The 14,984-nt window shown below is 55.1% G+C and carries 14 protein-coding genes; 9 read left to right on the top strand and 5 right to left on the bottom strand.

The annotated features are described in order from the left end of the window. Positions 1 to 211 precede the first annotated feature (211 nt). Together L2I46_RS06500 and L2I46_RS06495 are read right to left on the bottom strand one after the other, a co-directional pair. Positions 212 to 1,540, bottom strand: a complete 1,329-nt coding sequence (locus L2I46_RS06500; protein WP_105490592.1) for a 6-phospho-alpha-glucosidase — start codon at positions 1,538 to 1,540, stop codon at positions 212 to 214. Between the two features lie 11 nt (positions 1,541 to 1,551). Continuing rightward, a complete protein-coding gene (locus L2I46_RS06495; protein ID WP_065806199.1) occupies positions 1,552 to 3,090 on the bottom strand; it encodes a PTS transporter subunit EIIC in 1,539 nt (512 codons plus the stop codon). A gap of 267 nt (positions 3,091 to 3,357) precedes the next feature. On the opposite strand from L2I46_RS06495, the gene L2I46_RS06490 reads away from it, so the two are divergent. Further along, entirely contained in the window at positions 3,358 to 4,056 is a 699-nt protein-coding gene (locus tag L2I46_RS06490) for a GntR family transcriptional regulator (RefSeq protein WP_004205898.1), read from the top strand. On the opposite strand, the gene L2I46_RS06485 is transcribed toward L2I46_RS06490, so the two are convergent. Continuing rightward, positions 4,053 to 4,805, bottom strand: a complete 753-nt coding sequence (locus tag L2I46_RS06485; protein ID WP_065806211.1) for a sulfite exporter TauE/SafE family protein — start codon at positions 4,803 to 4,805, stop codon at positions 4,053 to 4,055. The two genes, L2I46_RS06490 and L2I46_RS06485, sit on opposite strands and share 4 nt — an antisense overlap. A 111-nt stretch (positions 4,806 to 4,916) precedes the next feature. Between L2I46_RS06485 and L2I46_RS06480 the strand changes: the two genes are divergently transcribed. Both L2I46_RS06480 and L2I46_RS06475 read left to right on the top strand, forming a co-directional pair. After that, positions 4,917 to 5,801 (top strand): LysR substrate-binding domain-containing protein, encoded by an 885-nt coding sequence (locus tag L2I46_RS06480; RefSeq protein WP_236947642.1) that lies wholly within the window; start codon positions 4,917 to 4,919, stop codon positions 5,799 to 5,801. A 130-nt stretch (positions 5,802 to 5,931) separates the two neighbouring features. Then, positions 5,932 to 6,807 carry an NAD(P)-dependent oxidoreductase gene (locus L2I46_RS06475; RefSeq protein WP_236947641.1) on the top strand — a complete coding sequence of 292 codons (876 nt, stop codon included), beginning with the start codon at positions 5,932 to 5,934 and terminating at the stop codon, positions 6,805 to 6,807. 105 nt (positions 6,808 to 6,912) lie between these two features. Here L2I46_RS06475 and L2I46_RS06470 read toward each other — a convergent pair whose 3' ends face one another. Then, positions 6,913 to 8,355 carry an alpha/beta hydrolase gene (locus L2I46_RS06470; protein ID WP_409201480.1) on the bottom strand — a complete coding sequence of 481 codons (1,443 nt, stop codon included), beginning with the start codon at positions 8,353 to 8,355 and terminating at the stop codon, positions 6,913 to 6,915. Positions 8,356 to 8,627: 272 nt separating this feature from the next. After that, positions 8,628 to 9,590: a transcriptional regulator GcvA gene (gene gcvA, locus L2I46_RS06465; protein ID WP_032452840.1), complete on the bottom strand. Its 963-nt coding sequence runs from the start codon at positions 9,588 to 9,590 to the stop codon at positions 8,628 to 8,630. A 237-nt stretch (positions 9,591 to 9,827) separates the two neighbouring features. On the opposite strand from gcvA, the gene L2I46_RS06460 reads away from it, so the two are divergent. The 6 genes from L2I46_RS06460 to L2I46_RS06435 all read left to right on the top strand — a co-directional run bounded on the left by L2I46_RS06460 (position 9,828) and on the right by L2I46_RS06435 (position 14,691). Further along, entirely contained in the window at positions 9,828 to 10,109 is a 282-nt protein-coding gene (locus L2I46_RS06460) for a hypothetical protein (RefSeq protein WP_032452841.1), read from the top strand. A gap of 29 nt (positions 10,110 to 10,138) precedes the next feature. Next, positions 10,139 to 10,477 (top strand): carboxymuconolactone decarboxylase family protein, encoded by a 339-nt coding sequence (locus L2I46_RS06455; RefSeq protein ID WP_101990377.1) that lies wholly within the window; start codon positions 10,139 to 10,141, stop codon positions 10,475 to 10,477. A 52-nt stretch (positions 10,478 to 10,529) separates the two neighbouring features. Then, positions 10,530 to 11,204 (top strand): cupin domain-containing protein, encoded by a 675-nt coding sequence (locus L2I46_RS06450; RefSeq protein WP_272909725.1) that lies wholly within the window; start codon positions 10,530 to 10,532, stop codon positions 11,202 to 11,204. Then, entirely contained in the window at positions 11,201 to 12,268 is a 1,068-nt protein-coding gene (locus tag L2I46_RS06445) for a flavin monoamine oxidase family protein (RefSeq protein WP_065806195.1), read from the top strand. Before L2I46_RS06450 ends, L2I46_RS06445 begins: the two co-directional genes overlap by 4 nt. Positions 12,269 to 12,271: 3 nt before the next feature. After that, positions 12,272 to 13,297 carry an alcohol dehydrogenase catalytic domain-containing protein gene (locus L2I46_RS06440; protein ID WP_236947638.1) on the top strand — a complete coding sequence of 342 codons (1,026 nt, stop codon included), beginning with the start codon at positions 12,272 to 12,274 and terminating at the stop codon, positions 13,295 to 13,297. A gap of 455 nt (positions 13,298 to 13,752) precedes the next feature. Next, positions 13,753 to 14,691, top strand: a complete 939-nt coding sequence (locus L2I46_RS06435; RefSeq protein ID WP_032452846.1) for a LysR family transcriptional regulator — start codon at positions 13,753 to 13,755, stop codon at positions 14,689 to 14,691. Positions 14,692 to 14,984 lie beyond the last annotated feature (293 nt).

Here is a 14,984-nt window from a genome sequence, read left to right as displayed (position 1 = left end):
TTCACGCCATAATATCGAAGAATAGAATTTATATTTCATTACTCCGATTAGGGAAAAGCGTGGCTGGCGACTCTGGGGCGTCGGTCTGGAGGGGGTAGCGCAGGCCATTGACGCGTCTGTGCGGAGGGAGGTTATGGGGCAGGCATCGCGGGACGGGTGCCGCTGATAACCCTGCGGAGAGAAGGTCTCCCGGCAGGGTTGCGGCAAAAAATCAGTGCAGCGCGGGCCAGTAACCTTCGTTGGCGACGATCAGCTCATCGAGGATCGCTTTCGCCACCGCGGCGCTGGGCACCGTTTTCGACAGGGTGATGGCCTGCCACAGTTTCTGGTAGCTGCCCTCGATCCAGGCGTCAACCACCAGCTTCTCCACCGCCACCTGCTGCTCCATCAACCCTTTCTGGAACGAAGGGATTTTTCCCATCGCCAGCGGTTCCGGGCCGTTGACGCCCACCAGGCAGGGGACTTCCACCATCGCCGTTTCGTCAAAGTTGGCGATCGCCCCGTTGTTCTCCACGATCAACAGCATCCGCTCCTGGGTGTTAAAGGCGATGGCGCAGGCGAGGTCGACGATGAAAGTGGCATGGGCCCCGGCGTGGAAATGCGCGCCTTCCGCAGTGCCGCGACGGGTGATCTCCCGGGCCATATCGAAGACCTCTTTTTCACGCCCGGCCATCACCTCGTTGGCCCGCGTAAATTCCGGGTCAGAGTGCGCCACCTCGTAGTCAGGGTAGAGGTAGTATTTCAGGTAGGTGTTAGGCAGGGTCAGGGGATCAAGGGCAAACACATCCTTCACCTTTTTGAAGGTCTCGATCCAGCTCGGCGCCTTATGCTGAAAATCCTCTTTTGGGCTACTGTAACCCTGCTCCGCCACGTGACGCTTCAGCGCCGGCATCAGATCGTTACCGGCTTTATCGGTGATGCTGGTCCACCAGCCAAAATGATTCAGGCCGTAGTAGCGGACGTTCAGTGCCTTGCGGGACGGCAGACCGAGGATGTCGGCAAACAGCCCCTCGATGGCCACCGGCATATCGCAGATGTTGATAATGCGCGCGTCGGGACGCAGGCGACGGGTCGCTTCCGCGACGATGGCCGCCGGGTTGGAGTAGTTGAGCATCCACGCCCCCGGGGCGTACTGCTGCATATAATCGACCAGCTCCAGTACGCCGGCAATCGAGCGCATACCGTAGGCGATACCCCCCGGCCCACAGGTTTCCTGGCCCGGCACGCCATATTTCAGCGGGATCTTTTCATCCTTTTCCCGCATCTCATACAGGCCAACGCGAATATGCGCCATCACAAAATCAACGTCGGTGAAGGCCGCCTGCGGATCGGTGGTATAGCTGAACTTCACCTGCGGGAAGCGTTCAGCCACCAGAATGGCGCAGGCGTCGCCGATGGTTTTCTGACGCTCGTGATGGTTATCGTACAGACGGATCTCCCGCAGGGGAAAGCGCGCCATATTTTCCAGCAGCATCATGACAATCCCTGGCGTGTAGGTACTCCCGCCGCCGGCAATCGTGACCACAAAGTTATCTTTCATTTACCACCTCGTTATTCAGTTACACCCAGACTGGCGTTGACCGCCGTTCGAATTTTGTTAACCCCCAGGCCATAGATCACCTGGACATGATTGCCTTTAATCAGCACGCTGCTCCCGCCGCTCTCTTTCAACAGCGTCTGCTGGATGAGAGTGGGGTCGCGCACATCGACCCGCAGACGGGTAAAACAGTTTTCCACCGTACAAACATTCTCTTTACCGCCCAGCCCCGCAATCACCAGCGCGCCTTTGCCTGAATCGCCATGCGCCTGATCCGTCTGTGGGGAAGACGCCGCATCGGCAGCGGCTTCGCGCCCCGGGGTAAGCATTCGCAGGCGGGCAATGCAGAAGGTGCCGACCAGGTACATGGTGGCGGTTTCCAGCAGGCCGAGCAGGACAAATACCGGCCAGCGCGTCACGCTGGCGCCGGCGGGCAGGTTATAGACGACAAAATCGATAAGACCGTTGGTGGCGCAGACCCGCACGTGAAGCAGCCAGGCCAGCATCTGGAAGAAACCGTCCAGCAGGGAGTAGATAAGCCACAGCAGCGGGGCGGTGAAGATAAAGAGAAACTCAAACGGTTCGGTGATCCCCACCAGCACTGAGGTGACAATTAAGGGGATCAGCGTGACTTTGAGTCGCTGTTTATTCTCCGGTTTCGCCGTGCGGTAGAAGGCGAGCGCCATACCGGCGGTGCCAAAAATCTTCACCATCCCATAGGTTAAAAAGCGGGCGGAATCACTGAGCGCGTCAACGGGATGACGGGCGATTTCGGCGAGGAAAATAGGCTTGGCGCCAATGACGGTCTGGCCATCAATCAGCAGCTGACCGCCGATAGAGGTAAAGACGAACGGCGACCAGATCAGATGATGCAGCCCGGTGGGGATCAGGAACCGGTTGAGGAAGCCGTACAGGAAGACCCCGATGGCGCCAAACGATTTCATAAAGCCGGTCAGCGCCGAGATGCCCAGCTCCACCACCGGCCAGAGATAGACGGTGGCGATAGCAAACAGGCCCACCAGCGGCAGCATCACGATCAGCACCAGCTTGCTGTTGCCGTAGATCGACAGCGCGCCGCGAAATTCGATGCCGATCACGCGATTGTGAACAAAGGCGACAGCGCAGCCAAGGATAATACCGAGGAACACGCCCATATCGATAACCTGAAAACCGAAGATGTAGGTTTGTCCGCTGCCATACAGTTGCGCGTTGGTGGCCCCGGTCGCCAGGCGATGGGTCAGGATCAGCCAGCTGTTGTTCGCCGCCAGGTAGACCAGCCAGGTCATGGCCGCCACGAAAGCGGCTTCGGCTTTGCGGGTTTTCGCCAGACCGCTTGCCAGCCCGAGGCAGAACAGAAACCCGAGATTGTTCATCAGCGCCCAGAGCATGCTGGAGACGAATTTCCCTAACAGATAGATCCCGCTGCTTTCATCCACCCACAGCCGGTTGGTGGTCATGCTGAACAGGGCGATCAACAGGCCGATAGCCGGCAGATACAGCACCGGCCCGATCATCGCCTTGGAAAAGTCCTGAAGCTTTTTCACGCCAATCATGGTTGTCCTCTCGTCTTCATAGCCTGCTGTCATCACCTGATCAATAGGCTTATCAGACTAGGAGCAGACCACCGGGATCCCGAGCAGGAAAAAGGCCATCTGTGACGAAAGTCATATATATTGTTGCAGGAGAGATATATAAATATAACCATTTTTATAGATGAGTTAACGTCTTATCTCTCGCGTAAAAGTTAACTATTATCTGTAAATACAATGCGTTATTTATCGTTCTTTCCCACATCCTCCATCTCACCGAGACATCTAAAAGTGATTTATAAAAAGATTGCCACCGAACTGAAGGCCCGTATCAACAGCGACGACTACGCCGTCGGGGATATGCTGCCCAGCGAAAAAGCGCTGGCTGCGGAGTTGCAGGTCTCGGTGATGACGCTGCGCAAAGCGCTGGCGCTACTGGAGGAGGAAAAGCTGATCGCCCGACGGCACGGCAGCGGAACCTGCATTGTGCGTAAGAGTAACTATCATGGCGGCGAGCTGGAGGGGTTTAACTACCAGATGCAGGTGGTGGGGGTCACCAACTACCGTAATAAGGTCATTGAGTTCACGTTGCTTGACGCCCCACCGGCCATTGCCCAGCAGTTAAAGATCCAGCCGGGAGAGAAAGTCTACTACGTCAGGCGGCTGCGCCTGATTGATGAGGTCCCGATCCTGGTGGAGAACAGCTACATTCCGTACGCCGCTTTTCCGTGGCTCAGCGTGGGTAACCTTGAGCAGTCTAAGTTCAACTATTTCAAAAAAGAGTGCCATATCACCATTATCGAGAGCCACCGCAGCTATACGCCGGTGCTGGCGACCCGCGAACAGGCGGAGCTGCTGCAGGTGGCGCCTAACAGTCTCCTGCTACGGGTGCAGTCTGTCAGCTACGCCCAGAACCGGGCGATCGTTGATTTCTCAGAGATCTACCAGAACACCAGTAAATACAATGTGAAGCACATTACCCGCCGCTAGGCCGATCCCCCCAGCAGACCCCGGAGGACAAGCTCCAGCCCCAGCGCCAGCAGGAACAACAGAAAGCCCTGACGAAAGCGCTGCGGGCTGAGACGCGAGCGGATCCGCTGTCCCAGCCACATGCCGAGCAGCGCGGGCAACAGCGCCAGCGCCGACAGCAGCAGCGACTCTGCGCGCCAGCCAGCGTGCAGGGAGAGGCCGGCCGCCATCGCCAGAGTGGAGAGGGTGAACGACAGACCCAGGGCCTGGACCAGCTCGTCGCGACGAAAGCCCAGCGCCTGCAGCCAGGGCACCGCCGGAATAACGAATACCCCGGTCGCCCCGGTGATCAGTCCGGTCAGTCCGCCCATCAGCGGCGACAGGCGCTTTTCCACGCGGGCGGAAACCTGCACCGCCGGACCACGGAGCGCGTATCCGGCATAAGCTATCAGCACGACGCCCAGCGCCAGCGCCGACCACCGCGGGTTCAGGTGGATGAGCAGTGATGACCCCGCCAGCGTGCCGATAATCATCCCGGTCATCATTAACCAGAGGCGACGCACAATCTGCGCCAGCGCGGGGCCTGCCAGCAGTTGCCAGAGATTGGTTAACAGCGAGGGGAGCACCAGCAGGGCCGCCGCGGCCGGTGGCGGCATCAGCAGGCCAAGCAGGCCCATCGCCACGGTGGGCAGTCCCATACCGGTCACCCCTTTGACCAGCCCGGCGGCGATAAAGATCAGCAGTAAACAGAGAGTGTGAAGATCAAACATCATGGCTCACTTATCGGCTCAGAGAAGGGCATTGAAACAGCTGGTCGCCGGGGGGACAATGCGGTATGTTGCCCGCAGGCTACGGTAAAACCGAAGGGAAAGGAGGGCGTTATGCGACTGGATCTCGCCGATCTGCGACTGTTTATCGCCATCGTGGATAGCGGCAGCATTACCGGCGGGGCGGCGGCGGCCCATCTGGCGCTGGCCTCCGCCAGCGAAAGGCTGCGCAAAATGGAGGCGGAGGTCGGTGTGCCGCTGCTGCACCGTCATGCCCGGGGGGTGACAACGACCGAGGCCGGGGAGGTGCTGGCGCGCCATGCTCGTCCGTTGTTAGAGCAGCAGCAGCGTCTGCGCCAGGCGATGCACGCCTTCGCCCGCGGTCAGCAGGGCACGCTGCGCCTGTTTGCCAATACCTCGGCGATGTCGGCTTTTCTGCCAGGCAAGCTCGCCACGTGGATGGCCGCGCATCCCGGGATACAGATCGACACCGAAGAGCGCACCAGCGCAGATATTGTCAGCAGCATTCTGGCTGGCGTGGCGCAGGTCGGGGTGGTGTCCGATGCGGTCGACCCCGGGCCGTTGCGCCTGGAGCCCGTCGCGGAGGATCCCCTGGTGCTGATCGTGCCGCCGGCCCATGCCTTGAGTGACGCCGCCGAGGTGGCTTTCGCAACGATCATCCATGAGCCGCTGGTCGCGCTCTATCAGACCAGCGCGCTGCAGCAGCATATCGAAGAGCAGGCCGCCGGAGTCGGCCAGGCGCTGAACGTCCGCATCAGGATGAGCCATTTTGAAGGGCTTTGCGAGATGGTGGCTCACGGCGCCGGCGCGGCGATCCTGCCGCGCGTTATTGCCGAACGCTACCTGCCACGCTACCGGTTCGCCGTTATCACATTGCAGGATCGCTGGGCGCTGCGTCGGCTGTGCCTGTGCTATCAGGATGACGAACGCCTGTCGCCAGCGATGCGCCGCTTGCTGGAGTGGCTCCGCCAGCCCTGAGCCGCGATAAACGTGGCTATCATATAGTGACAGTGTCACTTTATATGGCGGTTATTGCTACTGACATCCGTGCCAGAGATGCGATAGTAGACGTCCGCCATTTATTAACACGCGAATCAGGACAGACAAGATGAGTACATTACCAAAAGTCGCGGTGCTGGGACTCGGCGCCATGGGACACGCTTTTGCCAGCAATCTGCTGAAGAAGGGCTTTACCGTCGCGGGCTGGAACCGTTCGCCAGCGCGCGGCGAGGATTTACAGGAGCAGGGATTATCCCTGCACGCCACGCCGCAGCAGGCGGTGGCCGATGCCGAGGTGATCATCAGTATGCTCGCCGATGGTCAGGCTACCCTGCAGGTACTGGCGCAAATAGCGTCTGCCTGTCAGCCGCAGGCGATCTATTGCCAGATGGGCACCATCGGCCTGGCGGAGACCCAGGAGGCTATTGCCTTGTTGCGGGAGCGTCAGCCGGCGATGACCTTCGTCGATGCCCCGGTTTCAGGGACCAAAGCCCCGGCGGAGAAGGCGCAGATCCTGGTGCTCGCCAGCGGAGATCGTGAAAAGTGTAGCCCGGCGGAACAGGTATTTGCCGCTATCTCACGTGGGACGCAGTGGTTTGGCGAGGCGGGCAACAGCCAGAAAATGAAGCTGGTCCTCAATGCCTGGCTGATTGCGATGATGCAGGGCATCGCGGAAAGCGCACAGCTGGCGAAGACGCTGGGCTTTACCCCCGACCAGCTGTGGAGCGCCCTGGAGGGCGGCCCGCTGGCGGCGCCCTATGTCAAAGTCAAACTGGACGCCATCGCCAATGAGCAATTCGCGCCGCAGATGCAGCTGGCGCATGCGCTGAAAGATGCCCGGCTGGCCTTGTCCCTGTCCGAGCCGCACACCATGCCGGGACTGGATAACATCGCCGAACTGTGGCAGCAGGCGGCGGATGCGGGATTTGCCGGGCAGGATCTGTCCTCGATATATCAGTGGCTGTCGACGTCGGCGAAAGCATAGTGTAGCGCCCTCAGGAAAAAGTGGCCTCGGTGGCCACTTATCCAGAGGGGAGTTATTTTCCGGAGAGCGCCGGGCGAGTGTCGATCCCTTCGTCAATGCGCTTGATCAGATCCCTTCGTCAATGCGCTTGATCATATAGGGAAAGAACGGATTGGAAGACTGGCGCATCAGCGAGTCCAGACCCACAACCAGCACAGAACGCTCGCCGCGAGCTGCAAACGTGCCAAGGCTGATCCCGTATTGATTCAGCGGATGGGGATAGCGCCCGTACAGCGAATCGCTCAAGGGGAAGGGGAGCGCGACATGAGAAAGAGAGTAGACGTCCGGTAAATAGTGCATTCCCTGCAGTTTTTCCACCGTGGTGTCTGTTTTCCCGGCGCGGGTGGTGCGAATTTCCATCTCTGTACTGGCGGAATTGGCGTTAGTGATGATCGTGGTTTGATAAGTCCGCGGCGCCGCGGGCAGCAACCGCGCCAGCGCGGTGTAAGACGTCCGGCGTAATAATGAATTAAACCTGACCGCATGATTTAAATCGAACAGGACAATTTCACTGCCATTATCCGGCAAGCGGTTATACAGCGCCGTCACGATCGCCCGCGTACTGACCGTTGAATCCACAACGGACTGAAAGGTCAATACCGGCGGTAAGCTGTTAAGCCTATGATTTCTCGAATCCGTCACTATCTGCTTTTGCAGCGCTTTGGTCAGCAGAAACGACTGACGGGCGGCGTTCGTCGGGAAGGAGTTATATTTAAACGGATTAAACTCAGGCATGATGTTTAACCATGCGGCTTTCGAGAAGGCGGGAAGAAACGCGGGCCAGCCCGCGAGGCCGGAAAAGCGCGCGAAGCGGGTAATACCGATCATTGGAGAAATCAGGATCACCCGCTGGGGTTTTGCCAGTCCGGTATTATCCAGCGCGTCCAGCGAATACTTCATTGCCAGCGCGCCGCCGTTGGAAAATCCGACGATATGCAGGGGCGCATCATGCCCCGTCAGTCGTTTCGCTTCTCTCACCGCCAGGCGCGTGGCGGCCAGCCAGTCCTGCCAGTCCACGTCGGTCAGCCCGGCGGGTACCGTCCCGTGGCCCGGTAACCTGATACCGATGGCGACATAACCCTGTTGCCGGTAATTTTCGGCGATATGCCGCAGACTGTAGGGTGTATCCGTCAGACCATGCAGCAACACCACAGCGCCTTTCGGTTTGCCATCCGGCATCATAATGTATGACCGATTCCAGTTGGTGGGAAACGAGTCCGGATAGATGGGGCTGTGACTGTAGTAACGATTAAGTTCGGTTTGCTGTTCAGCGTCCAGCTTATCGGAAACCTGGCGTTTTACCTCACCGAAGAGCGCATTCTCTTTTTGGAGGTAATCGTTCCAGTCAGCATCGTCGATTTCATCCGCGCCCATTTCATGCGGAACCCAGGTATGCCAGAGCTGCAGTTCGGGCCCGCGCTGAATGTCATAAACGCGTAGTCCCAGAGCGCCAACAAGCAACAGCAGCAGGGACAACACGATACGTTTTAACCAGGTTACCCATTTCAACGCGTGGCTTCCTTTCTTAATGACCTGTTTTCTGAGTATAAATAATCATGGTCAGGGAAGGTTTACTTTTTACGTAAGCGTGAAGATGAAAACAAACTCTGTAAGTTCGTAGCATGCTTTGCATGTTCCATGAAGCAAACATGGTATTCAAAGCGCGACGAAGATTTGTATTAATGGTAAAGGATGCTTCCTCCCATGGCTGCATCCAATATTGGCCCCCTTGAGCGCGACTGATACCCAGTATTCAAGGCCGTAGCGGGAGCGAGCAGAACTTACGCTGAATCGCTCTTGCTGGGGAGGTTTCCGGGATTTACGGTGTTATTAAACGCGTGAGCTTGCTCAATTATCCACTTACGAAAATTGGCAATTTTCGGCAGGCTTTCACACCCTGGCCTGTAGACCAGATAATAAGACAGCGGGCTTGTCAGAGAAACGTCCGGACATAAGCGAAGAAGGCGCCCGCTTTTGATGTCATCATCAACCATTATGCTCCTCGCCAGCGCGATGCCGTGACCATCAATAGCTGCCTGAAGTACCGCGGCGGAGTTATTTATCCGCAGGCCGGGTTTACGGGCTATCGACTGGACGTTAAAGCGCCGTAACCAGCGATCCCAGGTGATAAAATCCTGGTGTTGCTCCATCGACAGATCGTGAATAAGCGTCTGCTCAGTGACCCCCGTCAGACAGTTAATCGCTGGATTCACTGACATAAGAGAGGGGGCGCATACTGGGAAAACCTCCTCAGACATTAAGCGTTCTGCCTCTAATCCTTCCCATTGCCCCAGACCATAGCGAATACCTACGTCTATACCCTGTGCGGTAAAATCCATTAACTTCAGGCTGGTTTCCAGGCGCACGTCAATATCAGGCCATTTATGCTGGAAATCTTCAATACGTGGTAATAACCACTTAGCTGCAAAGGCAGGGCTGACGGTTACGTTCAGAATACCGTTTGTCGCGCCCTCCCGCAGGAGCGTCATCCCCAGGTTCAGGCTTTGAAAACCCATGCGTATATCGGGGAGCGCACGCAGCGCAGGCTCTGTTAAAACGAGGGCGGCACGACGATTATTGCTGCGATGAAATAGCGGAAAACCGACCACTTCTTCAAGTGAACGCACCAGCTGTCCGACGGCTGCCGGGGTGACATTTAACTCCTCGGCTGCAAGAGAAAAGCTCTGGTGGCGCGCGCTGGCTTCAAAGGCACGTAATGCATTGAGATGAACGGGTGTTTTCATACCTGATAGAAAACCTTCTTACAAAACCAAGATTATCTCATTTGTTCATGAGGGTATTGCTTAACATAATGCAGAAACGGTGAGGGTTACAAAATAAATTATTGTACCCCCAACACTTAGTGGCGACTTTATGCGCAAAGCTTTTCTTTGCAATGGACAAGCGAGTGTCACCGTAACGAAGTATGGCCTGAGGCTATCTTTATGACTTCCGCGAATAAATGAATTAAGGAGTTTTCAATGGCTTATTTGCAGATCAACCTGGATATCAGCGAAAAGAACAGAGCAGCAGCTGCAGCGGTATATCAAAAATACAAAGCACCATTCCTCTCAACGATCGACGGCGCTGTTTCAAAAGAACTGTTGGTACGTGCCGAAGATGTGCAAGTTCTGCATGGTTTCCACACGGTTAAACAGGCTGAAGCGTATCTCGGATCTCAGTTATTTACCGCGGATGTGGTTGAGGCACTCAAACCCTATTTGAACCGCGCGCCTGACGTGCGTATCTACGACCTTGCCTGATAACGCATTATAAAACGGAAGTAGCAGTGATGGTTCACTGGACTGAAATGCGCAAAGAACTACGGGCAGCGATCGGAGAATTCGCAGGTTTGCAACCCGATGTGATGCAAGGCATCGATAAGATGCAAAATGCGGCTGTCGCAACAGGCCACCTGGACGCGAAAACTCATGAGCTGATCGCGCTTGCCGTGGCGGTCACGACCCGGTGTGATGGATGTCTGTCCGTCCATGCTGAAGCTGCTGCAAAACAGGGGGCAACGCGCGAAGAGATCGCTGAGGCGCTTGGTGTGGCAATCACACTAAACACGGGCGCCGCGCTGGTCTATTCCAGCCGAGCACTTGACGCCTTCGACAACCTGCCTAAGTAAAAATAGTCGCGGCTTCCGCGTGGGGCCGCCTTACACATACCCTGGAAAATGCATGTTAATAAACCACGATTTCACCCAGCGCGTTACCGTTTCCTGTGATGATTACCACTGGGTTCACTCCCCTCAGACAGGGATTGATCGGGTTATGTTGGATCGTATCGGTGGTGAGCAGGCCCGCGCCACCAGCGTGGTTCGTTATTTGCCTCTTACAGTATTCCCGCAACATCAACATCCCGGTGGAGAAGAGATCCTGGTTCTGCAGGGTCAATTCTCAGAAGGTAACCGCGATTATCCCACCGGCTGGTATTTGCGTAACCCACCGGGTTCTTCCCATCAACCTCACAGCAAAAACGGCACGCTGTTGTTCGTTAAGCTTGGCCAGATGACAACCCAGGAAACTGTTCCGTTACGTATCGATACCCGTGCGCCTGAAAATTGGCTTGCGGACGGCGGAATGTCTGTTTGTCCGTTATTTGAGAGTGCACAAGAAAGTGTTTGTCTGCTGGGTATTCATGCTGGTGCGCTACTGGTGGACCCTGCACTGAAGGGAGGGGCAGAGTTGCTCATCGTGGAAGGGAGCATGATAGAAGGCAACCGCATTCATGCGAAGGGGAGCTTGATACGCATCCCGTCCGGGCAGGGAATGGCGTTTACTGCCGGGATCGACAACACCCTGGTGTATCTCAAAAAAGGCCATCTCGACGTTGAGCAGGTAACAGTACCATGATGAATGCTGAGGTCATCATTGTGGGAGGGGGGCTCAGCGGGTTATACGCGGCCAGATTGCTGGAGAAAGCGGATATTGACTACGCACTTCTCGAAGGTCGTGAGCGTATGGGGGGGCGTATCTTACAGGCGAATGCCGCTGAGGCAGATTTAGGCGCGACCTGGTTCTGGCCAACGATACAACCTGCATTGAAGCAGTTATTCAGAGAACTGAACATTGAGTCATTCAGTCACCAGGAGAGGGGGGACATGCTTTTTGAGCGTCCCAAAGATGCCCCTTCTCGCCATCCTGGATTTGTCTCTTCGCCTGCAGCCGCCCGTGTAAGTGGTGGGATGTCACGACTGCCCAATGTATTACTGGCGGAGTTAAAGCCTGGGCGCATTCAGACCGGACTGCAGGTTAAACACATCGAACAGCAAAATGGCAACCTGAACGTTTGCGGAACTTATGCCGATGGACGCCCGTTTAGCCGGCAGGCGCAACATGTACTGTTGGCATTGCCTCCTATGCTGGCTGCAGGGATCAATTTTTTCCCCGCGCTACCCACGACGTTATTGCACGCATGGCGTAACACCGGAACCTGGATGGCACCCCATGCAAAGTATGTCGCTGTGTATCCCGATAATTTCTGGAAAAGGAAGGGACTATCCGGGGAGGTAAGAAGCAACATTGGGCCTATGGTTGAAATTCACGATGTTTCAGAACCTGACAGGATGTTTGCGTTATTCGGGTTTATTGGCGTGCCTTTTCACGAGCGTCATAAGATAGGTGACGCAGTCCTGAGAGATTTATGCAGAAACCAGTTGATAAGACTGTTTGGCGAGGAAGCCGCCTATCCCCATGCTGAATTTCTTAAAGACTGGGCGGCAGATCCCTTTACCTCCACCTCGCGCGATCTAACCCTACCCGCAGGTCATTCTGTACCACCCGCCAGCGCAAATCACGGTCCGTGGCGTAACTGTCTTACCGGTATCGCGAGCGAATGGTCCACCGTCTTTCCAGGCTATCTGGCAGGGGCGATTGATGCCGCTGCGGCAGGCGTACAACACATAATCGAGAAATAAAAGATGAAGCAAACTTATAAAGCAATGCAGGTTTCTCGTCCTGGTCAACTGGAATACGTGGAAAAAGAACTCCCGGATCCCGGCCCAGGCGAAGTGCTGATAAAAGTGGAAGCCTGTGGAATTTGCGGAGCGGATTCTGGCGTCGTTGAAGGTCTGGAAAAGCGTGTTGAGTATCCTCGCGTACCGGGTCATGAAGTGGTCGGTACGATCTGCAAAACATCGGGGCCGCTCCCTGCCTGGCTCAAACCTGGTCAACGTGTCGGCGTTGGGCGACTAGGTGGTCATTGCAACGCTTGCGAGCAATGCCGTCTTGGTCACTTTAATCTCTGTCAAAATCAACCGGTTACTGGCAGCACAAGAGACGGGGGGTATGCAGAATACATGCTGGCGCGTGAGACGGGACTGGTCGCTATACCGGATGACTTGTCCTCCGTCGACGCCGTACCATTACTTTGTGCGGGAGTAGCGACCTTTAATGCCTTAAAAAAATCTCAAGCGCAGGCTGGCGATACGGTTGTTGTTCAGGGGATCGGGGGGTTAGGACATTTAGCTTTGCAATATGCACGCAAAATGGGTTTTCGCGTTATCGCCGTTGGCAGGGGCGATGATATTGCACGAGAAGTCATTGCGCTCGGAGCCCATCACTACGTCGATACCAACATCGAAGAGGCTGTTGAAGCCATTAAGGCGTTGGGCGGCGCCAAAATTATTTTGTCGACCATCACTGACAGCCACGCCGTTTCCACTCTGCTACCCGCGCTGCTTCCCCAGGGAAGGCTGATGGTCGTTGGTGTGGGTAAAGCGCCACTGAGCTTTGCCCCGGGTCTCATGGTCGGGCGGGAGTTACAGATAAACGGCGCCATGACCGGGACGGCAATTGAATTAGAAAAAACGCTTCATTTCAGCCTGCTGGCAGCTGTGCGCGCGCAGATTGAAACGCGTTCTCTGGCACAAGCACAAGAGGCGTATGAAAAAATGCGTAGCGGAAAGGCGTCTTTTCGCATGGTTCTCACCATGGGACATCGTTGAATACCTACCTGTGTTGACCGATCTATCCTCCATAAACGTTAATGTCGACGCCGCAGTCATTGCGTCACTGAAAAGTCTCTTCGGTGAAGCCAAAACAGTTGAGACCGTGGCTGCTTACAAGGTGGTTTCGCGTTTTCTGGTGGCGCTGGATATCTAGCGTCACCATCCTCTCTCTTTCCACTATCTATCGGGACCGTCGTTCATGCTGGCCGGTATCCTGGTGATTATCTCTACACCTACTGGCGCTGTGACGTCTTCCCGGGCCTTGAGATCTGCAGCGGGTCTGAAAGCATAACCGTACGAATGCTATCCGGGCCTGCTGCCTGGATGGCTTTGTTAAAAGAAAAACTATATTAGCCAGGAAGTTTATCTGCTTGGTATGACCTCGGTTTCCATTTCATACTGCTTCATAGTGAGATTATCAAACGCCACAGGCATGACGGTTGAAAAGAACGATGACCATTCCATTGACGATCAAACAAATTGAAATGCTGGTAAAAATAAGTGAAGGGAAGGGGCTGTCAGAAGCGGCGCGCTTGCTTAATTTATCGCCCTCCGCCGTGAGTAAGGGGCTGGCGGTAATGGAAGAAAACCTGGGCGTTCCGCTGATCCAAAGAACAACCCGTTCATTTCAGTTGACTGAAGCCGGGGAGTACTTCGTTTCCAGAGCTTCGGAATTGCTCAAAGAGTTCGACGATATCATTAACACGACCTGTGGCTATTTCAACCATCCGCACGGGGCCTTGAAGGTCACCAGTTCTGTGGCGTTTGGCTACGCACATTTGATTGATATTTTCGAAGAATATCGTAAGAAAAATCATAATGTCGAACTTATACTGGAACTTGACGATCACCTGACGAACCTGAACGAAAACAATGTTGATATCGCATTGAGGGTTACCGCCACGCCCCCGCAGAACTATGCCGCCAGAAAACTTTCAAAAATCAGCTGGCTATACTGCGCTTCCCCTGATTATCTTGCACGGATGGGCTCGCCGACTAAACGCGCCGAGCTTGCAAGCCATGAGTGCCTGATCTATCCAGGGTTAACGCCGCCCTTGCGCTATAACGATATCGTATCCCCGCATCCGCAGTGCGCGATAAAACCCCGAACGCCGGTTCAAGCCAACAGCAGCCTGTTGCTCTTGAAGGCGGCTCTTTCAGGGCAGGGTATTGCCTGGCTTCCCTCTTATCTCATCAGCCAGCACATCGATGCAGGGGAGCTTGTTCCTTTAAAGCTTGATGGTAAATACGCTTACCCGACGCATAGCCTCTATGCACTCTATTTCCCCAGCAAGTTTCGTAATCCAAAAGTAAGATCCTTTATTGATTTTTTGGTGGAAGAAAACCAGCCATGGAATCACTGGGAAAAAGCGATAGATAATTTGCTCTAATAGGTAAAAATCAACGTGCGTCAGATCACAATAATTAGCCGCGGCGAAATTATAAGTATAAGAAAAAGCTATTGCATCGATCACACTTTAAGATAAAAGGAACTATATTTTGTGGTGCATGTCATATTGTGCTGAAATAAATTTGATGTGAATAAAAGTATAAACTGTTTTCTCTAATATTCATTAGCCACCCTTTGTATGCTGTGTAAAGCTTCATGCATTCAATCAAAGATATCTATCGAGTATTTGATTGAAATATCGTCAGGGACTTGTAGGTTGCTGGATTAAATGTA

This window comes from Klebsiella sp. 2019SCSN059 (assembly GCF_021739525.1).
Lineage (GTDB): Bacteria > Pseudomonadota > Gammaproteobacteria > Enterobacterales > Enterobacteriaceae > Klebsiella > Klebsiella quasipneumoniae.
This window is presented reverse-complemented; position numbering and strand designations above follow the sequence as displayed.